This is a genomic window from Nonlabens marinus S1-08, assembly GCF_000831385.1.
Classification (GTDB): domain Bacteria; phylum Bacteroidota; class Bacteroidia; order Flavobacteriales; family Flavobacteriaceae; genus Nonlabens; species Nonlabens marinus.
On the sequence record NZ_AP014548.1, the window covers coordinates 397,493 to 423,240 of the forward strand.

The window sequence follows — 25,748 nt, forward strand, 5'->3', positions numbered from 1 at the left end:
TTAAAAAATGGCTTTGGCAATGTCGTAGATGTTATCGCTTTTGCCCATGCTGTAAAAGTGCAAAACGGGCACATTATGCGCCAGTAATTCACGGCACTGCTCGATACAAAACTCCACGCCTACTTGACGTACGTCTTTATTCGTCTTGCAGTTTTCTACAGCGTCCACTAAATCTTGCGGAATGTCTAGGTGAAATGTTTGCGGTAATAATTGTAGGTGTCTTTTAGTCGCGATAGGCTTGATCCCGGGAATGATGGGAACTGTGATTCCTATATCGCGCGCCGCTTTGACAAACTCAAAATATTTCTTGTTGTCAAAAAACATTTGGGTAACTACATAATGTGCGCCTGCATCGACCTTATTCTTCAATCGCTTCAAATCGGTTTTCATGCTGGGTGATTCTTCATGTTTTTCTGGGTAACCCGCAACGCCTATACAAAAATCCACATCGCAAGAAATCTCGATGACATCATGTAGGTAATGACCTTTGTTTAATTGTTCAACTTGCTTAACTAGATCTATCGCAAATTCGTGACCGCCTTCTGTGCACTCAAAGCGTTTATCTCCTTTACGGGCATCGCCTCGCAATGCCATCACGTTATCGATCTCTAGGTATTGACAGTCGACCAATAAATATTCTGTTTCCTGCTGAGTAAAACCACCGCAAAGCAAGTGCGGAACTGTATCCACATCGTATTTATTCTGAATCGCTGCACAAATACCCAAGGTTCCCGGACGCATTCTGGTCAATTTTTTCTCGAGTAGTCCGTTCTTTTTTTCGATGTAGATAAACTCTTCTCGAGAGGTCGTCACATCAATAAATGGTGGTTTAAACTCCATTAAGGGATCGATATTGCTGTACAATTCCTGTATGGATTTACCCTTTACTGGCGGTATAATCTCAAAGCTGAACAGCGTTTTTTTGGCTTTTTTTATATGATCGGTGATCTTCATTTTTGATACTGTTGTTAGTCCGCAATATTTGGGTTAAGCCATTTTTCCGCTTTCGCGAAAGTGATTCCTTTACGATCTGCATAATCCTTGACCTGATCTTCCTTGATCTTGCCTAATCCAAAATAGCGGGATTCAGGATGCGAAATGTAATAACCTGAAACGCTAGCAGCTGGCCACATAGCAAGACTTTCCGTCAACTTGACTCCTATTTGGTCTTCTACTTTCAGCAGTTCCCAGATCGTTTCTTTTTCCAGATGATCCGGACAGGCTGGATAGCCTGGTGCTGGTCGTATTCCCTTGTATTCTTCCTTGATCAAATCATTATTTTCCAGCTGCTCATCGCTGGCATAACCCCAGAATTCCTTGCGGATTTTCAAATGCAGATATTCTGCAAGAGCCTCGGCAAGTCGGTCTGCAAGTGCTTTGAGCATGATGGAATTGTAGTCGTCGTGATCTTTTTCAAATTGGGCTGCACGTTCTGGAACGCCAAAACCTGTGCTCACGCAAAAAGCTCCAATGTAATCCTGTTTGCCAGAATCCTTCGGCGCGATGAAATCTGCTAGTGCTATCTGTGGTTTTCCTGTGGCTTTTTTTGATTGCTGGCGCAGCGTTCTAAAAATAAATTCCTGATCGGTTCCCTCAACTTTAATGTCGTCGTGGTTAATGGTGTTTGCTGGAAACAATCCGTAGATGGCTTTGGCTTCCAGCCAATTTTCATCAATAATTTGCTGGAGCATTTCTTGAGCATCGGCAAAAAGCTCTGTGGCTTGTTCGCCAACGACTTCATCACTCAAAATATCCGGATAACGACCGTGCAAATCCCAACTGCGGAAGAACGGTGACCAGTCAATATATTCTGAAACACGATTTAAATCAATGTTCTCCAAAACATGAACCCCTAGCTTTTCCGGCTTTACGGCCTCATAACTTGACCAATCAATGGCAAACTTGTGTTCACGTGCCGTATCAATGGTTAGGTAGTCTTTCTTTTTAGCCCTTCCTAGAAAGTCGTCGCGCAGCTTTGTGTATTCTTCTTTTTTCGCTTTCGCGAAAGCGAAATAATCATCATCCTTATCGCCTGTCAATTCTCCAGCAATTGTCACGGCTCTGCTCGCATCGTTTACGTGGACAATGGTTCCCTCATATTCTGGAGCGATCTTCACGGCCGTGTGCGCTCGCGAGGTTGTCGCACCGCCTATCATGAGTGGCACCTCAAAATTGCGACGCTTCATCTCTTTGGCGATATACACCATCTCGTCCAGCGACGGCGTAATGAGTCCGCTGAGTCCGATAATATCGACATTATGCTCAATCGCTGCATCCAATATTTTTTCTGGTGGCACCATGACGCCCAAGTCGATGATCTCATAATTATTACAGGCCAATACGACGCTCACAATATTTTTCCCGATGTCGTGGACGTCGCCTTTTACGGTGGCCATGAGGACTTTGGGGGCGCTGGCCCCTAAATCCCCAGAGGGGACTTTTTTGAGTTCGTATTGAACTTCGTTCAAAACGAACTCAATATCGTTGAGCACTTGTTCGTTTTTGAATCTTATGACTCTAAATCCATGCTCTTGAAGCCAGTTGGTTCTTTCTTGATCTTTTTCTTGTTGTTCTTCTGTATCGTGATAACCACCATCTATTTCAATCACTAGATTTTCTCTAAGACAAACAAAATCTACGATATACATTCCGATAATATGCTCTCTGCGGAATTTGTAACCATCCAATTTTTTATTACTCAAAACTTCCCACATCTTATTCTCTGCAGGTGTTGGGTTTTTCCGTTTTTCCTTTACTCTTTGTTGCAATAAGCCATAGGCTATTGGATTGGCGGTACGCCATGATGAAAAAGTCCCCTTTGAGGATTTAGGGGCTTGGAGTCTAAGTCTCTCCTTTTCCTTCTCGATAAAAGGCAACAGATAAGCCACAGCTTTTTTCATTACACGCGCGCTTTTTACTACCTGCGGCAAGAACATTTTTCCAGAACCAAAGAGATCGCCCACTACATTCATTCCCGTCATCAGGTTGCCTTCGATTACTTCGATGGGTGCGGTTGCGGCAAGTCTGGCTTCTTCTACATCTTCTATAATATAGGCGTCAATTCCTTTTACTAACGCTCGTGTGATGCGGTCCTGCAAGGAAGTTTCTCTCCAACTGTTGTCGATAATACTGGTTCTAGCAGTTTGGGTTACACTTTCTGCATAGTCCAGTAGACGCTCTGTGGCATCATCACGACGGTTGAGTAGCACATCTTCTACGTAATCGAGAAGTTCTTTGTCGATATCATCATAGACTTCCAGCATCGCTGGATTGACGATTCCCATATTCATTCCGGCCTTGATCGCATGAAACAAAAAAGCGCTGTGCATTGCCTCGCGGACTTTATTATTACCACGAAAACTGAAACTCACGTTGCTCACACCACCACTAACGCTCGCGTGCGGTAGGTTTTCTCGTACCCATCGCGTTCCTTCAATAAAATCAATAGCATTTAGTTTGTGCTCGTCCATTCCCGTTGCAACTGGGAAGATATTGAGGTCAAAAATGATATCCTCAGGTGCAAACTTCACTTCATCCACCAAAATATCATAACTGCGTTTTGCGATCTCGATGCGACGCTCATAGGTATCGGCTTGACCAACCTCATCAAAAGCCATAACGATCACGGCCGCACCGTAGCGCTTGATAGCTTTGGCGTGTTTTATAAATTCTTCCTCGCCTTCTTTAAGGCTGATGGAATTGACCACACATTTTCCCTGAACCACCTGCAATCCAGCCTCGATGATTTCCCATTTGGAACTATCGATCATGATAGGCACTCTGGAAATATCGGGTTCTGCGGCAATGAGATTCAGGAATTTGACCATCGCAGCCTTGCCGTCGATCATTCCATCATCCATGTTGATGTCGATGATCTGTGCGCCATTTTCTACCTGTTCTCTTGCAATCTCCAGCGCCTCATCAAATTTCTCTTCGTTGATGAGTCGTAGGAATTTTTTGGAGCCAGCAACGTTGGTGCGCTCACCAACGTTGACAAAATTACTTTCGGGTGTGATGACCAGCGGTTCGAGTCCGCTAAGTTTGAGTGGCCTAAAATCCTTATCCGACATCTGCTAGTTTTTGAAATGATGGAATAGGTCTAGGTTGGTATTCTTCTGCTAATTTAGCTATGGCAGCAATATGTTCTGGAGTCGTCCCACAACAACCACCAATGATGTTGACCAATGATTTGTCCAAATATTCCCTGATTTGTGAAGCCATTTGCTCTGGCGACTCGTCGTATTCACCAAACGCATTAGGCAAGCCCGCATTGGGATAAGCACTAATCCCGAATTGAGATTTCCCTGCAACAGTTTCTAGATATGGAGTCAATTGTTTTGCGCCCAAAGCGCAATTAAACCCAACCGACAATAGCGGAATGTGTTCAATGGAAATCAGAAAAGCCTCGGCAGTTTGACCGCTTAATGTTCTTCCTGAAGCATCGGTTATGGTACCGCTGACCATAACTGGAATATCCGATCCCAATTCTTCTTTGAGTTCTTCAATGGCAAAAAGGGCAGCCTTAGCATTGAGCGTGTCAAATACGGTTTCTACCAGTAAAATATCAACGCCGCCTTTGACGAGTCCAGCAGCTTGTTGTTTGTAAGCCTTGCGTAATTCCTCAAACGTGATCGCCCTAAAACCAGGATCGTTTACATCTGGCGACATGCTGGCCGTTTTGTTGGTTGGGCCTATGGCGCCTGCTATGAATCTGGGTTTGTGAGGTTCTTTTTTGGTAAACTCGTCGGCTACTTGACGGGCGATTTTTGCGCTCTGGATGTTGAGCTCGTCCACCAGATCTTCCATGTGATAATCTGACATGGCAATGGTTGTTGCACTAAAGGTGTTGGTCTCTACAATATCTGCTCCAGCCGCAAAATAGGCTGCGTGAACGCCTGCGATGGCTTCGGGCTGAGTAATAGAAAGTAAATCGTTATTTCCCTTTACATCAGATCCGTAATCTGCAAACCGCTTGCCTCTAAAATCTGCCTCGGTAAATTTGTGTCGCTGCAGCATCGTTCCCATGGCACCATCCAGCACTAGGATGCGCTCTTGCAAGGCATTAAATAAATCGTTATTTCTCAATCTTTATGTTTCTAATTAAAGGCTCGCTTGCAACCGAGTTTCATCAAATGATGAAGTTTTTAGTTTGCTTGATTTTTGAGTAGAAGTTCGCTTTCGCGAAAGCGAAAAAAAGCGTGCAATTTTAAAAGAAAGAATAGCGATGAAGCTGATAGTTATCTGTCCACATTGCTGCGGTAGAATGAGGCACCTTCTGCAAAGTCGCAGGGTTGCCAAGGTCTCAACGGGTCTAATCCCTGAACCTTTCTTTATAACTCAAAATGCAATGAACTGATACAAATATGGACTTTGAAAAGTCAAAAACAAAATTAAAATCAAAAATAAAATTCATAGAAATAGATAATTTATTAAAACAGATCAATTCATTTTAAAAAAATTATCGACCTCGGTGAAATAATCTTCACCATAGTGCTTCAAAAAACTACCATCAGGTTTCAATAGAAAAAAAGCCCCACAATTTTGGTCTGAAGTAAAAAGGTTCGATTTGAAAAACCCAGGATCTGATTGATATTTCTCTATTGCTTCATAGATGTTTTGAAATTCTGCAATATCCTCATAAACAAAAAAATCAACAGCATTGTACTTTTTACTCATTCTAGCAGAAATTCGAATTCCATTATGAGCGACGACATCTTTAGTTTTTAATGAAGCATTAGCTATCAGACAATTAGTCCCAAATTGCTCATAGTTAATAAGAATCGCTTTTTCGGGATCAATTTTTGTTTGTAACTGACTCTGTAATGAATCTCTCAGTTGGTCAGCATCGGCTTTACTCAATTGCCCAAAAAATGATTGTCGACTCTTTTTATACTCTCTGTTTAATTTCGAATTAACTCTTACATCACCCTCATCATAGGGGTTCGGCGCGAATATTTCGCCAGTTTTACAAGACATCAACACCAATGTTGCAGCGAATAATAAAATAACCTGTTTCATAAGATCTTATACTACACTACTCCTCAGGAGCCAGTTCAATCACCAACCCCTCCAAATCTTCAGTAATCGGAATTTGACATCCAAGCCTTGAGTTATCTTTTACAAAAGATGCTTCCCAAAGCATGGCTTCTTCATCATCATTGCGCTCACCTAAATCGTGATCGCTAATGATATAACATTGACAGGTGGCGCACATTGCCATACCGCCACAAACCGCTTGGACAGGTAAATCATAGGCCTTGCAGACTTCCATGATGTTCATGTTCATGTCTGTAGGCGCATCGACCTCGTGACGCTGGCCTTCACGGTCAATGATGGTGATCTTGATATCAGACATTCTGCTTGTTGCCTATTTTTTTGACCACTGCTTTTTCAGCTTCTTTTCGGGAACCGTCAAATCCATCAATGCCGCCAACGGTGGTGTATTTCATGACATAACGTTTGTCTGGAAAGATTCTTTGGTAAGCACTCTGACACATTAATGTTGCCTCGTGAAAACCGCAAAGAATCAGTTTCAATTTTCCTGGATAGGTATTCACATCGCCTATAGCATAGATGCCAGGAATGTTGGTTTGATAGTCCAAGGTATTATCCACTTTGATCGCATTCTTTTCTATTTCTAGACCCCAATCGGCTATAGGGCCTAATTTAGGAGCAAGACCAAATAACGGAATAAAAGCATCGCACTCGATGACTTCCATGCGTTTTGCCTCGTCGTTGTGTTGCAATAGAACGGATTCAACAGCACCTTCACCATTGATGTCAAGGATTTCGGCTGGAGTGACTAGTCTGATTTTATCTTGATCGACCAACTCCTCTACTTTCTCCACACTATCCAGCGCACCACGGAATTCCTCACGGCGATGTACCAAAGTTACCTCACTGGCAACATCTGCCAAAAAGATCGACCAGTCCAACGCACTATCGCCACCACCAGCGATCACTACTTTTTTGCCACGATAATCCTCTGGATCCTTGATCATGTAAGCAAGTCCTTTATCCTCGTACTTCTCCAATCCGTCGATGGTTGGTTTACGTGGTTCAAAAGAACCCAAACCGCCAGCAATAGCGACGATTTTTGTATGATGTTTAGTTCCCTTGTTAGTGGTCACTATGAATGTTCCATCATCCAGTTTGTCTATGGTTTCGGCACGCTCGCCTAGTGTAAATCCAGGCTGGAACGGTTCGATCTGTTTCATAAGATTATTAACCAGATCTCCGGCCAGTACTTCTGGAAAGCCTGGAATGTCGTAAATAGGCTTTTTAGGGTATAGCTCAGTACATTGACCACCAGGTTGCGCAAGTGCGTCAATGATGTGGCACTTCAGCTTCAACAATCCGGCTTCAAAAACGGCAAAAAGTCCCGTCGGGCCTGCACCTATAATCAAAATATCTGTGGTAATCATCTCTTTCTCCATAGCAATTTCTTCCTCTCTTAGGGATGTGCAAAGGTCGTTAGCAAACGGCAGCTAAACAAGTCTTTAAGTATAAAGGAACAGCGCTTTACGATACCTTCCAAAAATTGTTTAGCAAATGTTTATAAAAATGCTTTGAGCAATGCAAAACATATCGATAAAAGTAAAGCAGTGTACTATTTTAATGACTAAAGTTATAACTTTTTAGTAGTCTAATTCTTACTTTATATTGGATAATTCCTACAAGTTTGTTTATGTATAAAATTATTATTGTGTAATAAAACAATCATTTATCTAAAATATGTAAAACAAACTCGCTTTTCGTCCTACAAGATCATATTGGCTTTCGTCTACTTTTATATTGTAATTATTTGGTTTACAAGCAGGCAACTAATCGAAAAAAAATCAATAAGAACTTTTGAAGTTTGTAATTCGCTACCTTTGTAAGAAATAGCTACCCCTATACTTTTAAACGATTACCAATATTCTATATGATAGTAGCCTTACATCCCGATAATGAGGATCAACGACTTAGATCGTTAAGGAATATTAATATTCTGGATTCCTTACCAGAAGAAAAATACGATCATATTACCGATTTAGCTACCTTCATTTGCGGCACTAAAAGCAGTGCCATTTCCCTGGTCGACGAGAATAGACAATGGTTTAAATCGATTAAAGGGATGGCGACTTGTGAAACTCCTAGAGAAGTTAGTTTTTGCTCGCACGCTATTTTAAATCCTGACGAATTGATGGAGGTTCAGGATGCCAAACTCGATGAGCGATTTAAAAGTAATCCTTTAGTAACCGACCTAGAAAACCCCATAAGATATTATGCAGGTATTCCCATAAAAAATTCAGACGGAATGGTGCTAGGAACTTTATGTGTGCTAGATGATAAGCCAAATAGTCTTTCCCATGATCAAAAAATTGCTTTACGCAATTTAGGACGACAGGTTCAAGAGTTGGTTAAACTACATGTTGTCAACGAGGATTTACGGGTCTCTAGGAATCAATTGAAAAAACACAACGGCCTACTGGAAGATTTTGCAGGTACGGTTTCGCATGACATGAAAATGCCACTAGCTAACCTTATTGTGACCTCAGACATATTAAATAAGAAGTATCACGGTCTCGTTGATGACGATGGTCGTAAGTACTTGAAATATTTAAAGAGTTCCTCTTTATCCTTAAGTGATTACATCACAAATATTCTAGCACACTACGAAAGCTCCGCTTATGAAGTGGATGACAGGGAAGATTTTGACCTTAATGAACTTTTAGAAAATATCATTGAGCTTATTAATATCAAGCACCACTGTGATATTCATTTACCAGAACAGAACTATCAATTGCATTGTAATCGCGTTGCACTGGAGCAGATTTTCCTTAACCTAATAGGCAATAGTATCAAATACAATGATAAGGAAGAGACCGTCATTGATTTTGGGGTAACCGAAACGGAAGATCTATACAAATTTTCAATAACAGATAATGGCCGCGGTATTCCTAAAGAAAACCTACTTCACATTTTCAATCTATTTAATACCGTAGGAGAATACGATAGGTATGGGAATCAAGGACACGGTATAGGACTCAGCACCGTTAAGCAACTCGTGGAAAACCTTGGAGGCTCTATTCATGCAGAATCTGTTCTAGGCGAAAGCACTACATTTTATTTTAGTGTTTCTAAATAAAGCTTTTAAAGAATTTGAGATATCTCTATAGAAGTAGCTATTTTGCTGATCTTTACAATATCTGACACCAATCCCCTAGCAGTAACTTCCCTTCCTGCACCAGCGCCTTTGATCACTAATGGGTGTTGTGTATAACTCTCAGAATAAATTTCAAAAAATCCATCGCTCCCCAGCAATTGTCCAGCGGGAGTGTCATTTCTAACTGCTTGCAAAGAAACTTTCAGTTGCCTGTTTTGGACATGCAATTGCCCCAAATGCCTGAGAACTTCGTCCTCTTTTAATGCGTTCTTGCGCTCTTGAAAATAGGAATCCAGCTGAGGCAGATCCGTCAAAAATTCACTTAACGAGGCGCTTCGTAAATTAGGGGTTACTAAATTTTCAATGGCTATATCTTCAAATTCTAATTTGAGACCTGCTTCCCTAGCCAGAACGAGAAGCTTCCTAGCTACATCATTTCCAGATAAATCTTCTCGTGGGTCAGGTTCTGTATAACCCAATTCAAGGGCATCTTTTACCACTTCAGAAAACAGCACGTCTTCCTGAGAATACCTATTAAATATATATCCTAGAGAGCCAGAAAACACCCCATTGATCTCAAACAACCGCTCACCGCTATTGTAGAGATCTCGTGCAGTTTGTACTATAGGCAATCCTGCACCTACATTAGTTTCATATTCAAAAAAGAGATCTTTCCCCTTTAAAATAGAGCGTAATTGATCATAAAAGTTTTGAGATAGCGTATTGGCTATTTTATTTGCTGTAACGATATGAAATCCATGTTCGGCAATTTCTGGATAAAATCTAGACAGCTCTATACTTGCTGTTGCATCGACTGCAATTTTAATGGCTTCCTGAGTCTCAGAAAATCTATAGAAACTCTGTGGATCTCTAGGCGATCCATTTGCATCAAAGATTTCCTTCCATTCCTTATCAATTCCTTCTTCTAGGGTCAAAACAGTGCTTGAATTAGCAAGGCCTACGATACGCACATCGAGTTGATGATGAGACTTGAAAAAAGGTCGGCTGTCGAGAATTTGTTGGATAAAAGTTTTACCAACATTCCCAATGCCAAATAAATATAGATGTACTAGTTTCATAATAACTTTATGGGTTTACTGATGATTTAATTGGTGACCTGATCCAATCTTGTTGAGGGATCTGATTGTAAATTCCTGCGGAATATATCTTTTAGAATTTGAGCCACCTGATCGTGTTCTATTAAGAAAGCGTCGTGCCCATGCAAACTTTGAATCTCATGATACCTCACAGGATGTTGATCTCGCAATAAATCAAAGGTTTCTCGATCTTCCGCCGCTAGAAAGAATCCATCGCTATCAATGGCGATCATTTCTATTATGGTATCACTTCTTTTTAAGATTTTTTCAATGTTGCCTTCAAAGCTGGCAGCTGCGTCTATATTCCACAATAAATGGTTGAGCAATCTATAAGAAGGCAGCGAGAAACGTGCTTCTAAAACTTTTCCATGATGATCCAGCCATTGGTTTACTTTAAACTCATTGGCCAGTTTCTCGCGTTTGAACTTCTCTTTCAAACCTTGAGGTGCCCTGTAAAAAGTCATCGCGTGTTGGCGCGCTGTTTCAATAGGTTTTTCAGAATATTTCAAAATCTGTTCTTGCACATGACAGCAAGCGATAAGCCAGTCGGTAGATTTCCAGTCTGCAGCGATAGGAATGATGGTTCCAAAAAGCTTTGGTTGAATAGCCAAAAGTTCCCAGAGCAAAGCGCCTCCTATGCTACCACCTATGCCTATATCAATGTGCTGTATGTTTAAGGTTTGTATCGCTTTCGCGAAAGCGAATGCCACATCACCCAAACACCATTCTTGATAATTATAAATCAAATGATCTGTGATGCCGTCATACCCATTTCCAGGTATGTCAAACGCCAAAACCGTGACTTGATTGAGATCAATAGTTTCTCCATCGCCAACTAGGGCGCCCCACCAAGATGGGACGTTAGAGTTACCTGTCAGTGCATGATTAACCAATACGATGGGCGCGCTGTGCAATTCGCGCCCAAAAGTTTGGTAAGAAACCTGAATCGATTGCTTCTTGCCAGATTGTAAGAGCAGATCTGGAATAGCGATATGGTTCAATTTTTCTGACATCTATGCCTCTACTGTTGACTTGATTTGTTGGAAGGCATTGACTAGATCTTGCTTCAAATCGGCAAGATCTTCAAGTCCTACTGACAACCGAATCAAATCTTTAGTCACACCAGTGCTTAATTGGTCTTCATCTTTCAATTGCTGGTGGGTAGTGCTTGCCGGGTGAATGATTAAGGATTTCGTATCTCCTATGTTTGCTAACAGCGAAAATACTTTGGCACTGTCCACAACTTTCTTAGCATTCTCGTAACCACCTTTCACACCAAAGGTAACAATCCCGCTTTGACCCTTAGGCAAATATTCTTTGGCGAGCTCATAATAATCACTGGATTCCAGTCCTGGATAATTTACCCAGGCGACATCTGATTGTTCTTTGAGCCATGTAGCTAAGTCTAAGGCATTTTTAGAATGTTGAGCGACGCGCAAATTTAAGGTCTCTAGACCCTGAATAATTTGCCATGCATTGAATGGAGAAATGGCTCCTCCTAAATCGCGCAGTCCTTCAATCCGGACTTTTGCAATAAACGCTGCGGCTTCTAGTGCCTCGCTATAAACTAAACCGTGGTATCCAGCAGATGGTTCAGTAAATTCTGGAAACTTACCATTGGTCCAGTCAAAAGTTCCTGCATCAATAATGATCCCGCCTAGCGCAGTGCCGTTACCATTGATGTATTTAGTCAAGGAATGGATCACGATATTCGCACCGTGCTCGATAGGATTGAGCAAGTATGGTGTAGCAACCGTATTGTCCACAATCAATGGAACTTTAGATGCTTTAGCTTGTTGGCTGATTTTTTTGAGGTCTAGTACATCTAATTTTGGGTTACCTAATGATTCTACAAATATCGCACGGGTGTTTTCTTTTGTCGCTTTCGCGAAAGCGTCATCCTCATTAGGGTTCACAAAAGTAGTCGTGATCCCCAAACGTGGAAGTGTCACAGAAAGCAAATTGAAAGTGCCTCCATAAAGGGAGTTGCTCGCCACAATGTGATCTCCCGCACGCAACAGCGTTAATAATGTGGTAGAAATAGCACTGGTTCCTGAAGCAGTGGCCACTGCTGCAATTCCACCTTCTAATGCTGCGAGTCGTTGTTCCAACACATCGACGGTTGGGTTGTTCAAACGGGTGTAAATCCATCCAGGTTCTGCAAGTGAAAATAGATTTGCCGCGTGATCGCTGTTGTTGAAAACGTAGGCAGTGGATTGATACAATGGAACAGCGCGAGTGCCGCCGTGGGATTTTACATCGTGTCCTGCGTGTAATGCTTGGGTTGAAAATTGTTGATCTGACATTTTTTTCTTATTAAATTAGAAATTGAATTAATGCCCAGAACCAATAGAAATATAGATTTACCATTTCGCTATTGCGAAAAGGAAAAATCAAAAAAGAAACTTGTGGTAGTATAACCTACTTACATGTGTATCATCTTGTCTCACCAGTTGTGAGCAGAATTTAGCACCTTCTCCAAATATTTACATAAATGAAGGGTTGCTAAGGAGTCGATGGGTCTGTTCCCTCGTCCTTTCTTGATAATTTCAGTATGGTTATGAACGTGAGTGTAAAGATTCAATAATTAAAATGGGTATTCCAAATTTTTAACAGCTTATTTAGTTTTTTCAGTCCGTGTAGAGAGGCTAAAATTGAGAATATTCATGATGTAACAACTTGAACAACAATTGTTTTTGTTGATGTACTTCCCAACTAAGATATATCATCCAAGCCTTAAATATTGCCCGGGTACTAGCGATGATTTTTGTTGATATGGAAGCTATTTCGCATTTTAGGAAAAAGGTAATAGTTCAACGAGCGTATAGCTCATTTTAAAGAAGAAGCACTCTTCGTTATATAATTTAAGAGATACTTGTTTTAAGTGATATAATAGAATCGACGAAAGTTGTCATGAAATGATCGTGTGCGAGCTACATTTTTTAATCTGTGGCTATGATGTCTTGAATAGCATCTAAAATATCTCGATGAAATACGTCAGAATTTACTTTAAATCTCGCTTTTAAACACTTAAACGGTGCTTAAATGTGGAAACACGTTTAAATCGCTTGTTTTTTCGCCAAGATACAACTGTGTTCGTTTTACACACGTAAGTATAATACAACTCAAATACCAAAATGAAAAGAATTATACTTTCTTCCGTGTTTCTTCTATCAACGTTTCTTAGCCTTTCTCAAGTAGGAATAGGAACTAACAGTCCCAGCAGTGCCTCTTTATTAGATATACAAGCGGCATCAGGTGACAAAGGGATTATGATCCCTAGAGTCAATATCGTTAACCTTTCTAATCAAGCCCCAATTGTAGGCGCTATTGAGGAAAGTTTACTTGTTTTTAATCTTAATGATGCAACAGGAAAGGGTTTCTACTATTGGTCTGGAAGCAAATGGGAAAAATTGACAACCCCTAATGATACCCCAACGACTTCTATGGAGGCTGGAGATGCGTGGTCTCTTTCAGGAAATTCTGGAACCACACCAGGGGGTGGTACAAATAACTATTTAGGAACATCTGACAATACAGACCTTTCAATCGCTACAAATAAAATCGAGCATATCAGAGTAAAGGCAAATGGTAATGTGGGAATAGGCGCTGGAGCGACCAACCCAGGAAATGCTCTTGTGATAAAGACGAATACAAACTTTGATGGGTTATCACTTGATTTTTTAAATTATGATCTAAATATGATTCAATCTGGCGACATCTTTTTTATGCAAAACACCCAGGCCACTGGGTCGATAAATTTAGCGTTCGGGAATAGCAGCCGTCTATCATTTGATACCAATGCGATGCTCCCTGCCGTGGACGCGCCTAATAATATCACGACAAATAATGGAACTTATGACCTAGGTAGATTTGATCGCCATTTTAGAAGAATGTATACTAAAGGCGTGCATTCCAACGATAACGATGCTAACGGTGGCTTGAGAATCAATATTGGTTCTAATGGCGGCTCACTAGCTGATTATCATTTTACAAACTTTTCATTTTTTGCTGTAGAAAATAATCGTGATTTAGGTAGAAATGACAAGCCATGGAGAACCCTTTACTATCAAAACGCTCAAGTAGTAAGCGACCGTAGAAAGAAAGAGAATATTGCGCCGCTTTCTCATGGGTTAGATAAAATCCTTTCACTCAAGACTTACTCTTACAACTATAAGAATGACAGTGAAAGTAAAGAACGATATGGCTTTATTGCGCAAGATCTTCAAACAGATCTTCCAGCAGTAGTTGAGGAGGCTCCAGATGAAATGAAATCTTTATCCGTTGACTATACTGCGATTATTCCAATCCTAGTCAATGCGATTAAAGAGCAACAAGTGCAGATCGATGCCTTGAAAAAACAGCTCCAATAGGTTCATCATCAAAACAGATGGTTCACATGATAAAATCTATCTCTCAATTACTTCAATGCAGGCATAATATGTATCTTTGAATGGAATAAGAGGATTGATTTGACTGCTTGCAACCTCGTTCTATCTCGGTAGAACACAAATGCTAAATCAGGAGTATTTGACCGCGCACAGTCCTTCTTCCTTCTTACGATTTTTAATTTACTGCGAGAGCGCTTTATGGAGTTCGCTTTCGCGAAAGCGCAATAATCATATGCCCTATTTATTTACATCAGAATCTGTGAGTGAAGGTCACCCAGATAAAGTAGCCGACCAAATAAGCGATGCCTTGCTAGATAATTTTCTAGCTTTTGATCCTGAATCTAAAGTTGCCTGTGAAACCCTTGTTACTACTGGGCAAGTAGTTCTTGCAGGTGAGGTTAAATCAGATACCTATCTAGACGTTCAAACCATTGCTAGAGATATCATCAATGAGATAGGTTATACTAAAGGAGAATATCAATTTTCTGGAGATTCTTGTGGTGTGATCTCTTTGATACATGAACAGTCGCAAGATATCAATCAAGGGGTGGATCGCGATAGCAAAGAAGAACAAGGTGCTGGTGATCAAGGAATGATGTTCGGTTATGCAACTGATGAGACAGATAACTACATGCCACTGGCTTTAGATATTTCGCATAAGGTCTTGATTGAGCTGGCAAAGCTGCGACGTGAAAATAAAGACATCACCTATTTGCGGCCAGATGCTAAGTCCCAGGTCACTATCGAGTATAGTGATGACAATGTACCGCAGCGTATTGACGCGATCGTTATTTCTACACAACACGATCCTTTTAATGAAGACGATGATACAATGTTATCACAAATCAAAAAGGACTTAATTGAAATTTTGATTCCTAGGGTACAAAAGCAACTTCCTGCTTATGCGCAGAAATTGTTCAACGACAAAATTAAATATCACATCAATCCAACTGGGAAGTTTGTGATAGGTGGACCACACGGTGATACTGGGCTGACCGGACGCAAAATCATTGTGGATACCTATGGTGGTAAAGGAGCCCATGGGGGTGGAGCATTTTCTGGAAAGGATCCGTCCAAGGTGGATCGCAGCGCTGCCTATGCTGCGAGACATGTAGCTAAAAATCTAGTCGCAGCTGGACTGGCTACCGAAGTTCTTGTACAAGTATCCTATGCGATAGGAGTGGTGGAACCTACTTCCATATATGTGGACACTTACGGCACCTCCAAAGTTGACCTAACAGATGGAGAAATTGCCAAAAAAGTTGCCAAACTTTTCGATATGCGTCCAGCGGCTATAGAGTCCCGACTAAAATTACGCAACCCTATTTATAGAGATACCGCTGCTTACGGCCACATGGGTCGGGAACCTAAAATAATGACAAAGGTTTTTGAATCTCCATACAACGGTAAAATCACAAGAGAAGTAGAGTTATTTACATGGGAGAAATTGGATTATGTAGACCAGGTAAAAGAGACTTTCGGTTTATAATTCCCAAGGTTTTTTAAAAAAAGCCCAAGCGATCGCTTGGGCTTTTTACATTCTATATGCTTCGGGAATACTTTTTGCAGGGTAAGAAAACACACTTTAGTTCATGTTTAAAATTAACAATAATTCGTTTATACGTTTAAAGTGATTTTTAATCGTTTAAGTGAGTTAGTTTAATGTTAAAATATCAAAAATGGAAGTGTGTGATTCCTCCCTATCATTTGTTACAAACATCTGTTTTTCAGTTGTTTGATTCCTTTTAAACAGATGCTAGTTTACTTTATAAAGTGGTATTTGTTAATTTATATTGGTGTTATTTTTTATAAACGTGTCTTTGGTCGGTATATTTGGTGCTTTAACTTACTTTATCCCCTTATGAAGACATTTTACTCTACTCTCCTATTGCTATTCAGTTTTAGCTTTGCATTCTCTCAAGTGGGAATTAACACAGCTCAACCAGATCCTTCCGCAGCTCTTGATATAAAATCTGAGAATTCAGGTGTTCTCATACCTAGAATGACTCAAGCGCAAATAGATGCCATTGTCAACCCTGCATCTGGGTTATTGACGTATAACACAGACCTAAGTCAATTTAGCTATTTTGATGGTCAATGGAACACTGTTGAGTCGAATAAGCAAACTAGAGATAATCATGTCATCGTGAAAAGCCAGGCTGACTTTCCAGTTCCTGTTGCAGGTGTTATTACGTTAGATACAAACACAAGTTATCAATTGAATGGCACTATCTATATGACCAATAGTCTGGACATGAATAACGCCACGATCTATGGACAATTTACACAGCGTGATGCCCTAGTGATGACCACCACTACTCCATTATTTAAAGGAGCAACTGGAGGCACGCTAAGAAATATTGCCATTGCAGGTTCGCCTGGTATATCTACAAAAGTATTCGAATTAGCTTCCAATCCTGCCGGTACAAATGGCCCTCAAAACTTAGCATTTCAAACTATAATTATAAATGGAGCAGCATCCGTAGGTACTATAAGTGGCTATGGACTCATATTTTTTGATATTGCACAGTTCTTGAACAACGTTGACGGGATTACTTTCAGCAATACAGGTGTAGTCCTTCTCAATGCAATGGGTTGGGATGGATCCAACACTGGAACTTTCGAGACTTTCACCGGAACTTTTCAGTTGATCGAACAACAAAGTGGATTCATGAATGTAACCGGTTCAAATATGGGTGTGGACATAATGGGAGTGAATGACATCACAGGTAGCGCAGTAATTGAAGGTGTGGTGTTTTATGGAGGAGGTAACTATATTGATGGAAACTCTCCATATACTGGGTATAACTTTACAAATGATTGGAGTGTCGATTGTCCTGGACTTGTAGCTGAAACAGATGAAAGAGCCACTGGAAACATATACATGACTGGATCAACACCAATTAATATTACAAATAATAACGCCGCAAAACTTTCCGTAACAACCACTGCTGCTCGATTATTCCGTACCAGAGATCAAAATACGAGTGGAACGACTTTCAGTAATAGAATTTATTACGATGGAATGGAGGCTAAAATTATGACTACTCAAGTTGCTCTAGCCTATACCGCTACTGGCGGGAGCCAATTTCAATTCTCCCTATATAAGAATGGAACAACATTAGTACCAGGGACGACTACAATCGCAAATACATTGACGACTAATCAAAATCAATCAGTGTCCATATTAGGAACGGTAGATATGAACCCTGGTGATTACATTGAGGTATTCTGCAGAAAGACTTCTACAGGCAACGAGCAATTCCTTACTACCTCTTACAATCTTATTTTAAGCAATTAACTTAATGCCTCTACCCTAGAAAAGATCTCAACTAATCCCCTGGTTGAGATCTTTTTATTTATAACCCTTCCAAGTTATTTACGTATCTGTCTTAACGCAAACCATACCGCCATCAAAAACAAAAACAGATACCAAATGTAACTACGATCCTGTTCACCAGTAGCCATGAGGTATAGCACATAACCACTACCAACACAGCTTGTGTACAGTAAAATTTGCCAAAACCATTTAGGGATTTCCATACTGACTCTTTAATAAACTTTAATTCCTGACTTGAGATATTTCGCCCAGGTCTTTGAATAGGTGTGCACTTTCTCTGTAGGTTTTTCCTTATTGTCGAGCACTTCAAAACCTGCATTTTTCCAGGCAAAAATACTACCATATAAATTTTTTACCTCAGTATAGCCGGCCTCCTGTAATTGTTCCCCATAATCTTCACTGCGTACGCCTACACTGCAATAAACTACAATCTTAGCATCTGTCGCAACCTTTTTTGATAATTGCCAGTTCTCACCTACCCAAATTGCATTGGGCAAGTGACTCACTTCAAACTCCTCCTTTTTACGGGTATCAAGCACCGTATAGTCGGAATAATTCATGGCCAATTCCTCTACACTTATGTAGGGGACCGTATGACTATTATACTTTTTAAGTAAACTGTCTATAGATTGCGCTTTCGCGAAAGCGGAACACATGACAGTAAACAAAGCAATCATTATTAATCTCATAATTCCTGTTCTACTGGTTGGAATGCAATTTCCTTGCCTTGTTGCTCTTTTTCAGCAGCTGGCAGAATTTCCATGTTATCCCAAAGGCCTGTTTTCAAGGTCAACGCATATTCTATGGGCAGCGCGTTTTTCTTCATTTGATCCACAGCAGTTTCATAATCGTAAGACAGGGCAATATGTTGATATTCAAAACCATCCAAATCATCCAATATCATGGCCCAGGTTTTAGTCGTTCCATCGTTTGCTGGCATACCAATCACTCCCGGATTAAGCCAGAAGGCATCGCCTTGTTGATCTGTAAAAGGCAATCCGCAATGGCCTGCGATGATGACATCAGACTTCAATGCGTGTAAACTGGCTTTCTTTTCGTTCCAGTCTGTAGATTTAAATACAAATTGTGAGACCTGATCATAACTCCCATGAACAACGCCTATTTTCTTGCCCGCATAGTTAAAAATCATGTAGTCAGGCAAGGATTTAAAGTATTGCTTTGTGGTGGTGTGTAAGTTCGCTTTCGCGAAAGCGTACCAGATCTCACTAAAACCATCACATCGAGAACCTGTGGTAAAATCACAGCCGCAATCCTCTTGATCGTCCCGCAACTGGATCTCTACATTCCCCAAAATGCTATGTGCTCCCCAATTCTTAAAAGTTTCCAGCGTCTCTTGAGGTTGCCCGCAATAACCGATAATGTCGCCTGTACAAATACAATTTTCTGGAGCAATACCGTGATCATTAGCAAGCTTGATCAAACTTTCTAGCGCCTGCAAATTGCTGTAAACACCTCCAAAAAGGAGCATCTTGCCACTCTTGTAGCCTAAGTCTATGATCTTCTTATCCATGCAGGAAGTAAAAATAAAATGAAACTAAGAAATACTCCATAAATATTGATCCATAATAGGGATGCGTACTTTCCTGTGGTAAAAATGAGCTGGTCCGGAAACCATTCAAAGATGAGCAATACTCCAAAAAAAAGGCCGCATATTACGGACAAAAAATAACTGACTTGCGGTACTTTCATCTTCCATAGCATAAATACCGGTGTTAATCCTATGACCATGGTTCCACTGATTGTGGTAGCGCTCAAAATTTCTGCATTTAAAAATACAGGTATGGTTCCCAGTACGGCTACGATAATCATCATCACCCGCCCGAAGGTGACTGTTGCACCTAAGTTCAAGTCCAGCGTCAATAGCTTAGAAAAGCTTGAAAAAGTACTGTCCAGCGTGCTGGCGGCACTTGTAATCATGATAAAGTTGATGATGAGTAGTAAGACAACGCCTAGTTTTTTGGCGACCTCAACCGCAGCCTGACCTTCTAATCCGGCCTGCTGTGCATACACCCCCACAAGACTAAAAAGTACAATACATATGCCTCCTAATACCGCAGCCCATAAAAAGCTTTTCCTCGTGATCATTGGGCTCGTGATAAATCCACGATCGGTCAGAACAGGATCGTGAAACGGGTAACTAAAACTTTGAAGGATCGCGGCAAAGAACAGGTTTAATCCCAGTTCCATCGACCAGGTGCCGCTGGTCAACATCTCACCTACATCTGCAGAAGGCTCTGCGAATATGACTCCTAAAATGATCATCAACAACACAGAGAATAAGACCATCTGGATCACATCAGTAAATATGGAACTGCTCAATCCTCCCTTTAGAGTGTAAGCCAGCGTCAATAATGTAAAAACAATGATGGCGGCATAATAAGGAGTACTCCCCATATCACCGAAGTAGGTTCCAATGACCATCGTGTTCGACCACACTTCATTAAACAACCTAAAACTGATCAATATAGAAAACAAACCGACCGCCTTTCTACCGTATTTATCAGTTAAAAAGTGATGGATGCTGGTATAGCCTCCCACCGTACGCAGCTGATAAATAATGATACCTGCAACTGCAAAAGAAAGGTAATATCCCGCATATGCCACTCCTCCCACCAGACCAAATTCCAACCCTAAGTTTGCTGCATTGGTAATGCTTTTGGCAAAGATCCAAGAGATAATCAAACTTCCCGTCAACATCAACATATTAGGTGACTTGCCGCGATGTTGTGCCTTAAAAAAGGTAGCAACATCCTTTGCATCGGGAGCGAGTATGAAAAAAATCACACTGCTGACTATAATAAGCAACCACTGTAAGGTCGATGTCTGGGTTAGGTATTCCAAAGTTGGTAGTTAGTAGTTAGTAGTTAGTAGTTAGTAAAAATGCTCGAAGCGGCTTACTTCAGAATTTCCATGTCTTAAATCAAAACTTTTCATTCACTAATCGTTAATCAAAAACATCCCATTCGATTTGAGTTCAAGTTCGAATTCGAGTTCAGGTTTAAATTTGTTTTGATTTTGATTTTGATTTTTCATCACTCATCCCACCAAACCGCTACGTTGATACTGTTATCATTAGTTGCATCTGCCGCTATTTTATAATTATCTGCATTCAAGGCAGCTTCTTCTGCTGGATAAGGCATTCTTACGGGAATCAATCCGTTGTTCAAACTGGCCGATACTTGTTTAAAGACTGGAAATCCTGTTCTTCTATATTCAATCCAGCCTTCATAGCCGTTGATCATATTTGCAATCCACTTTTGTGTAATGATTTGTTGTAGGGGATCATTTCCATTTGCTGCATATGCACCAGTCATGGAGAGGTAACTTACAGGTAATTCTGTATTCCAATATTCGTAAGCCTGTGCAACTCCCGTTTCATACAACTGCTGTGCTGGTGCCGTTATCAAGCCTTTCTGGGCAGCTTCAGCAAGTAAGAAATTGGTTTCCCACGCCGTCATATAATTCGCATCCAGCATTCCCGTATTTTCTCTAAAAATTCGTCCCGCTAGTGAATAATCTGCAAGACTTACAGATGTGGAAGATGCGTCGATCCCATTGATCAAGCCTTCATAGTTATCCCTATTGCTATTATTAGCTCTTGGTCTAAAGAGTACATTGATGCGATCATCGTTCAGTCCTTCTAGCACTTCTTCCATCGTCTCGCTCATCACAAAATTGTTAAAGTCACCAGCTCTCAATCGCGCCATACGGAAGTTGTTAGGCTCACCATCTGTAAAATTGAATACCGCATTTTGCGCATTAGAACTGATGTAGTTTTGTCCGTTGTATAAAGCTTGTAATTGGGCGTTTACATTCTCTTTAGCCGATATGCGCATCAGCGCTTTTATCTTTAAACTATTTGCAAATCGTACCCAAGCTTGTAAATCGCCATTGAAAAGCACATCACCTTCTAAACGTATGGTACCGCTGTAATTCTGTATCGCTGCAATTCCTTGGTCTAGGTTATCCAAAATCCCACCAGGCTGTAAGTAAATATTTTCTTGCAAATCATACTTAGGTTGCACAGTTCCACTTAATCCCTTGAAAGCTTCTGTATAAGGAACGTCTCCAAATATATCTGTTAAGCCTGCAGTCATGTATGCTTTAAAGATCAATGCTGGACCTTCATAGACCGCAAAGGCTGGTGTGCTTTGAGATTGATTGATGATGATTTCATTATCTCTCAAGTTCCTATAAAATATAGGCCATGGATCACCACCCAGCTGCGGGCTTTTGAGCGCATGACGGTCAAAAAGGTTGAAATCCAGTGCTGTCAAATGCTGACTCAACAATCCTCCAGCCACAAAACCTTCATAGGACATTTGCTCGCCATAGTCATAAATCACTTTGCGCAAAAGCAAGCTAGGTTGCACGTTTACTGGCGCATTAGGATTCGTGTTCAGTTCCTCAAAATCGTCTGTACAGGAAATCATCGCTACACCCATAAAGGCAAGTAGCAGGATGTAATGTTTAGTTATATGTTTCATCTGTTGTATTCTTTGTGTGTTGAGTTCGCTTTCGCGAAAGCGAAAAAATCTTAAAAATTAATACCTGCTTTGATCCCTATACTTCTGGTCGAGGCATAGGACATATCCTCCACTCCATTGACAAAGCCTTGACCTTGAACGGCCAGTTGTTCTGGATCAAAATGCGGGATTTCACTAAAGGCAAATAAGTTTCTACCAATCAACGACAGTCTCAAGTCTGCTACATCACCGAAGATCCCAAAAGCCCCTTCTTTTAATACGAAATTGTAACCTATCGAGAACTGACGCAGCTTTAAATAACTCGCGTCGTACACATTGTTTTCCTCGTGATTGCGGTCGTAAAACTGACGGTAATAACTTTCTGCCGTTACTGCGGTAGTGTTTTGAACGTAAATTGGATTCTGCGCGGTTCCTGTATTTACGACTCCATTTGCAACGATTCCTGCTTCTGGTCTAAACGAGGTTTCCTCTAATTGTCCTGCGACAGCACCTAGGGCTAGGGTTCTTGAAACTAAAATCCCGCCTTGTCTCCAGTCTAGTAAAAAGGATGCGTCAAAGTTCTTATACTGGAAGGAATTGGTCAGACCAACCGTAAAATCTGCATTGTAATTTCCTAGTTTTTTAAGGGTAGGATCTGCAATAAAACGACCTTCAGGCGTCAAAACAAAATCTCCATTCTCATTACGGGTGTAGCCGGTTCCATAGAGATCTCCTACACGACCACCTTCTTCCACCTGGTGGAAAACGGTCTGGTCAGAATTATTATAAACTCTGGAAAAACCCAACGTCAAGCGACCGTCTTCTTGTGGTAAGCTTTCTACAATAGCCCTGCTGCTGGCAAAGTTTACAGTAGAACTCCATTGAAATTCTGGGGTTTGTACTGGAATAGCATTAAGGATAATTTCCACACCCTGGTTTCTTACAGATCCACCGTTGACTACTTGCTGGCTAAATCCTGATGATACCGCAATAGGCAAGGATAATATCTGATCGTCTGTTACCGCGTTATAATACGTAAAGTCAACATTCAATCGCTGCTTCAACAACCGCAGGTCAAAACCTAACTCAATGCTCGAGGTAGTTTCTGGCTTTAAGTTGGCATTCGGTATAAAATCCTGATTGGTAAAAGTAGGCTGAGAATTCACTGGAGTTTGGGACAGGAAAGTTCCTTGCGTCTGGTAAGGGTCTGTATCGTTTCCTACCTCAGCATAACTGGCTCTAATTTTGGCAAAGTCAATCACTCTGGGCAGTTCTACCACATTACTCAAAATAAAGCTGGTGGATGCTGATGGGTAGAAAAATGACGTGTTCTCTGCGCTGAAAGGTGTTGCCAGTGCACTGGACCAGTCGTTACGAGCGGTAATGTCCAGGTACAGGAAGTTTTTGTAGCCCGCTTTCGCGAAAGCGTACAAGCTATTAATCCGCTTTTCTGATGTAAAACCGAAGGTCTCAATAGGACTCGCTGCATTGTTCAAGGAAAAGATTCCAGGCTGTGCAAGGCTCGTGGTTTGCACTTGCGTAGTTTGTGCATATTGATTCAATCGATTCCCTCCCGCGCTAGCATCAAAACTGATGTCACCAAATTGTTTTTTATAATTCAACAAGAAGTCTGTATTCACCTCACGGTACAACACATCATGCTCTGCATAAGCACCATTGCGGAATCTATTCGAAGAATAATTACGTAAAAAGCGGCGCTTTTCATTGCTGTAATCCATTCCTGACCGCACGGTTGCCGTAAGTTCTGGAGTTAATTCTCTAGAAATCGAAATGTTTCCAAATAAACGATCCCGACCAAAGCTATTGCGGTTTTCCTTTAATATAAAGTAAGGATTGTCAAAGAAGGTATAGTTAAATGAGTACTGCTGCACACCTTCTAATCCCGGTTGCCAGTAGTCGCGTAAACTATCGATATTTAAAGAGCGAGGTCCCCAGGCTACAAGCGAATAATTTACATTCTCACTACCGTAACCGTTTGATGGTCTGTTATCAGATTCACTATTGACATAATTGATACTAGCGTTGATTTTAGTCTTGTCGCTAGGTCTAAAGTTTAGCTTTGCGGCAACGGTTTGTCGATCAAGATTCACGCCTGGAATAATGCTCTCACTGCGCAGGTCTGTAAAACTCAATCTGTAATCACCTTTTTCAAAACCATTGCTTACGGCTATATTATTGATGGCGGTATAACCCGTTTCATAAAAGTTTTTCAAATTGTCTGGGTGGCTCACAAAAGGAGTTGGCGTTATGGGAAGACCGCTGTATAGAGATGTATCACCACCGCGTACAACAGTTCCATCAGGCAAAGTTACTGGACTATCAAATTGCGGAATCAACGTTCCTTGATCTAATCGTGGACCCCACGAGTAGGAAATATTATCGTTAATTCCACCGCCTAGACCGTTGACATATTCAAACTGGCCGCTGTTCCCTTGACCGAATTCATTTTGGAATTCAGGAAGTTTGAAAGCACTGTCCATAAAGAAACTGGTGTTGTAAGAAATACCTAGTCCAGGCCTTTTACCTCCACTTTTTGTCTCAATAATAATCGCACCATTTGCTGCACGAGTTCCGTAAAGTGCCGCAGCAGCTGGACCTTTAAGGACGGAAACGCTGGCAATATCATCTTGATTAATTTCACCTGCACCGTTGCCAAAATCTACCTCTTGAAAACCTGCCGCCGCCTCATTTGTGAAATTGAAAACCGAATTGTTGTTGACTGGCGTTCCATCCACAATAAACAGCGGATTGTTATTTGAGAAGCTCGCCTCACCACGTATGGTAATTTTAGAGGAAGAACCCACACCGGTAGCACCAGGCGTCACCGTGACCCCAGCTATTTTACCTTGGAGGTTATCGACTAGGTTCACTGATTTTACTTCCTGAATATCTTCAGCATCTAGTGTTTGAACTGCATAACCTAACTCGCGTTCTTGACGTTTGATCCCTAAAGCGGTAATCACCACCTCATCCAGCGCATCACCTTCTTGAAGTGTAACATTGACCGTTGATTGTCCATTTACTTGAACTGTAGCAGTTTGATACCCTACAAATGAAAATGTCAATACGGCATTTTCAGCAACGGTTATGGAATAGGTACCATCCACAGCTGTTGTGGTTCCGTTTTGAATACCGCGTTCTGCAACGTTTGCAAAAGAAATGGGAGTGCCGGTAGCGTCGCTTACCGTTCCCGTAATTGTTAGTTGTGCCCATCCTGTAAAACCACACAGGAGAAGCATGAATAGAGTAATTCTCTTCATGAAT

The 25,748-nt window shown here is 41.1% G+C and carries 19 protein-coding genes and 2 riboswitches; of the genes, 4 read left to right on the plus strand and 15 right to left on the minus strand.

The window, feature by feature from the left end; all coding sequences use genetic code 11:
- The 6 genes from metF to NMS_RS01910 form a co-directional block, all read right to left on the minus strand.
- Complete coding sequence (metF, locus tag NMS_RS01885) at positions 1 to 954, minus strand: methylenetetrahydrofolate reductase [NAD(P)H] (RefSeq protein ID WP_041495123.1); 954 nt, start codon at positions 952 to 954, stop codon at positions 1 to 3.
- A 14-nt stretch (positions 955 to 968) separates the two neighbouring features.
- On the minus strand, positions 969 to 4,070 hold the full coding sequence (locus NMS_RS01890; protein WP_041495124.1) for a vitamin B12 dependent-methionine synthase activation domain-containing protein: 3,102 nt from the start codon (positions 4,068 to 4,070) through the stop codon (positions 969 to 971).
- On the minus strand, positions 4,060 to 5,085 hold the full coding sequence (locus tag NMS_RS01895) for a homocysteine S-methyltransferase family protein (protein ID WP_041495125.1): 1,026 nt from the start codon (positions 5,083 to 5,085) through the stop codon (positions 4,060 to 4,062). The genes NMS_RS01890 and NMS_RS01895 overlap by 11 nt, the downstream gene beginning before the upstream one ends.
- 149 nt (positions 5,086 to 5,234) lie before the next feature.
- Positions 5,235 to 5,339, minus strand: a riboswitch (SAM riboswitch).
- A 100-nt stretch (positions 5,340 to 5,439) separates the two neighbouring features.
- Positions 5,440 to 6,018 carry a hypothetical protein gene (locus tag NMS_RS01900; protein ID WP_148311321.1) on the minus strand — a complete coding sequence of 193 codons (579 nt, stop codon included), beginning with the start codon at positions 6,016 to 6,018 and terminating at the stop codon, positions 5,440 to 5,442.
- A 16-nt stretch (positions 6,019 to 6,034) separates the two neighbouring features.
- Positions 6,035 to 6,355: a 2Fe-2S iron-sulfur cluster-binding protein gene (locus NMS_RS01905; RefSeq protein ID WP_041495127.1), complete on the minus strand. Its 321-nt coding sequence runs from the start codon at positions 6,353 to 6,355 to the stop codon at positions 6,035 to 6,037.
- Entirely contained in the window at positions 6,348 to 7,424 is a 1,077-nt protein-coding gene (locus tag NMS_RS01910; RefSeq protein WP_041497375.1) for an NAD(P)/FAD-dependent oxidoreductase, read from the minus strand. Before NMS_RS01910 ends, NMS_RS01905 begins: the two co-directional genes overlap by 8 nt.
- A 500-nt stretch (positions 7,425 to 7,924) precedes the next feature.
- Between NMS_RS01910 and NMS_RS01915 the strand changes: the two genes are divergently transcribed.
- Complete coding sequence (locus tag NMS_RS01915; protein WP_041495128.1) at positions 7,925 to 9,130, plus strand: sensor histidine kinase; 1,206 nt, start codon at positions 7,925 to 7,927, stop codon at positions 9,128 to 9,130.
- A gap of 5 nt (positions 9,131 to 9,135) precedes the next feature.
- On the opposite strand, the gene NMS_RS01920 is transcribed toward NMS_RS01915, so the two are convergent.
- Genes NMS_RS01920 through NMS_RS01930 form a run of 3 tightly spaced genes read right to left on the minus strand, consistent with a single transcriptional unit; the run spans position 9,136 to position 12,551 of the window.
- Positions 9,136 to 10,227, minus strand: a complete 1,092-nt coding sequence (locus NMS_RS01920; protein WP_041495129.1) for a homoserine dehydrogenase family protein — start codon at positions 10,225 to 10,227, stop codon at positions 9,136 to 9,138.
- A gap of 26 nt (positions 10,228 to 10,253) precedes the next feature.
- Positions 10,254 to 11,258, minus strand: a complete 1,005-nt coding sequence (locus NMS_RS01925) for an alpha/beta fold hydrolase (protein WP_041495130.1) — start codon at positions 11,256 to 11,258, stop codon at positions 10,254 to 10,256.
- Positions 11,259 to 12,551 (minus strand): O-acetylhomoserine aminocarboxypropyltransferase/cysteine synthase family protein, encoded by a 1,293-nt coding sequence (locus tag NMS_RS01930; RefSeq protein ID WP_041495131.1) that lies wholly within the window; start codon positions 12,549 to 12,551, stop codon positions 11,259 to 11,261.
- A 127-nt stretch (positions 12,552 to 12,678) separates the two neighbouring features.
- A riboswitch (SAM riboswitch) is annotated at positions 12,679 to 12,795 on the minus strand.
- Positions 12,796 to 13,382: 587 nt separating this feature from the next.
- Between NMS_RS01930 and NMS_RS01935 the strand changes: the two genes are divergently transcribed.
- The 3 genes from NMS_RS01935 (at position 13,383) to NMS_RS01945 (ending at position 17,937) form a co-directional block, all read left to right on the plus strand.
- On the plus strand, positions 13,383 to 14,618 hold the full coding sequence (locus NMS_RS01935; protein WP_041495132.1) for a tail fiber domain-containing protein: 1,236 nt from the start codon (positions 13,383 to 13,385) through the stop codon (positions 14,616 to 14,618).
- 250 nt (positions 14,619 to 14,868) lie between these two features.
- Positions 14,869 to 16,125 carry a methionine adenosyltransferase gene (gene metK, locus NMS_RS01940; RefSeq protein WP_041495133.1) on the plus strand — a complete coding sequence of 419 codons (1,257 nt, stop codon included), beginning with the start codon at positions 14,869 to 14,871 and terminating at the stop codon, positions 16,123 to 16,125.
- A gap of 372 nt (positions 16,126 to 16,497) precedes the next feature.
- Positions 16,498 to 17,937: a hypothetical protein gene (locus tag NMS_RS01945; RefSeq protein WP_041495134.1), complete on the plus strand. Its 1,440-nt coding sequence runs from the start codon at positions 16,498 to 16,500 to the stop codon at positions 17,935 to 17,937.
- A 74-nt stretch (positions 17,938 to 18,011) separates the two neighbouring features.
- Here the strand turns inward: NMS_RS01945 and NMS_RS13860 are convergent, their stop codons facing one another.
- From NMS_RS13860 to NMS_RS01970, 6 genes are all read right to left on the minus strand, one after another.
- The gene (locus tag NMS_RS13860) at positions 18,012 to 18,179 is read right to left on the minus strand and encodes a hypothetical protein (RefSeq protein WP_158448944.1); all 168 of its coding nucleotides are present in this window, start codon (positions 18,177 to 18,179) and stop codon (positions 18,012 to 18,014) included.
- Between the two features lie 9 nt (positions 18,180 to 18,188).
- Complete coding sequence (locus NMS_RS01950) at positions 18,189 to 18,665, minus strand: rhodanese-like domain-containing protein (protein WP_041495135.1); 477 nt, start codon at positions 18,663 to 18,665, stop codon at positions 18,189 to 18,191.
- Complete coding sequence (locus NMS_RS01955) at positions 18,662 to 19,507, minus strand: metallophosphoesterase family protein (protein WP_041495136.1); 846 nt, start codon at positions 19,505 to 19,507, stop codon at positions 18,662 to 18,664. Before NMS_RS01955 ends, NMS_RS01950 begins: the two co-directional genes overlap by 4 nt.
- Entirely contained in the window at positions 19,489 to 20,838 is a 1,350-nt protein-coding gene (locus tag NMS_RS01960) for a sodium:solute symporter family transporter (protein ID WP_041495137.1), read from the minus strand. The genes NMS_RS01955 and NMS_RS01960 overlap by 19 nt, the downstream gene beginning before the upstream one ends.
- Positions 20,839 to 21,029: 191 nt before the next feature.
- Complete coding sequence (locus NMS_RS01965) at positions 21,030 to 22,484, minus strand: SusD/RagB family nutrient-binding outer membrane lipoprotein (protein ID WP_041495138.1); 1,455 nt, start codon at positions 22,482 to 22,484, stop codon at positions 21,030 to 21,032.
- A gap of 50 nt (positions 22,485 to 22,534) precedes the next feature.
- Positions 22,535 to 25,744, minus strand: coding sequence for a SusC/RagA family TonB-linked outer membrane protein (locus NMS_RS01970; RefSeq protein WP_041495139.1), 3,210 nt, complete (start codon positions 25,742 to 25,744; stop codon positions 22,535 to 22,537).
- Positions 25,745 to 25,748 lie beyond the last annotated feature (4 nt).

Coding starts and splice junctions, on each gene's coding strand:
- metF (WP_041495123.1), bottom strand. CDS start 954: ATGAAGATCACCGATCATATAAAAAAAGCCAAAAAAACGCTGTTCAGC.
- NMS_RS01890 (WP_041495124.1), bottom strand. CDS start 4,070: ATGTCGGATAAGGATTTTAGGCCACTCAAACTTAGCGGACTCGAACCG.
- NMS_RS01900 (WP_148311321.1), bottom strand. CDS start 6,018: ATGAAACAGGTTATTTTATTATTCGCTGCAACATTGGTGTTGATGTCT.
- NMS_RS01905 (WP_041495127.1), bottom strand. CDS start 6,355: ATGTCTGATATCAAGATCACCATCATTGACCGTGAAGGCCAGCGTCAC.
- NMS_RS01910 (WP_041497375.1), bottom strand. CDS start 7,424: ATGATTACCACAGATATTTTGATTATAGGTGCAGGCCCGACGGGACTT.
- NMS_RS01915 (WP_041495128.1), top strand. CDS start 7,925: ATGATAGTAGCCTTACATCCCGATAATGAGGATCAACGACTTAGATCG.
- NMS_RS01920 (WP_041495129.1), bottom strand. CDS start 10,227: ATGAAACTAGTACATCTATATTTATTTGGCATTGGGAATGTTGGTAAA.
- NMS_RS01925 (WP_041495130.1), bottom strand. CDS start 11,258: ATGTCAGAAAAATTGAACCATATCGCTATTCCAGATCTGCTCTTACAA.
- NMS_RS01930 (WP_041495131.1), bottom strand. CDS start 12,551: ATGTCAGATCAACAATTTTCAACCCAAGCATTACACGCAGGACACGAT.
- NMS_RS01935 (WP_041495132.1), top strand. CDS start 13,383: ATGAAAAGAATTATACTTTCTTCCGTGTTTCTTCTATCAACGTTTCTT.
- metK (WP_041495133.1), top strand. CDS start 14,869: ATGCCCTATTTATTTACATCAGAATCTGTGAGTGAAGGTCACCCAGAT.
- NMS_RS01945 (WP_041495134.1), top strand. CDS start 16,498: ATGAAGACATTTTACTCTACTCTCCTATTGCTATTCAGTTTTAGCTTT.
- NMS_RS13860 (WP_158448944.1), bottom strand. CDS start 18,179: ATGGAAATCCCTAAATGGTTTTGGCAAATTTTACTGTACACAAGCTGT.
- NMS_RS01950 (WP_041495135.1), bottom strand. CDS start 18,665: ATGAGATTAATAATGATTGCTTTGTTTACTGTCATGTGTTCCGCTTTC.
- NMS_RS01955 (WP_041495136.1), bottom strand. CDS start 19,507: ATGGATAAGAAGATCATAGACTTAGGCTACAAGAGTGGCAAGATGCTC.
- NMS_RS01965 (WP_041495138.1), bottom strand. CDS start 22,484: ATGAAACATATAACTAAACATTACATCCTGCTACTTGCCTTTATGGGT.
- NMS_RS01970 (WP_041495139.1), bottom strand. CDS start 25,744: ATGAAGAGAATTACTCTATTCATGCTTCTCCTGTGTGGTTTTACAGGA.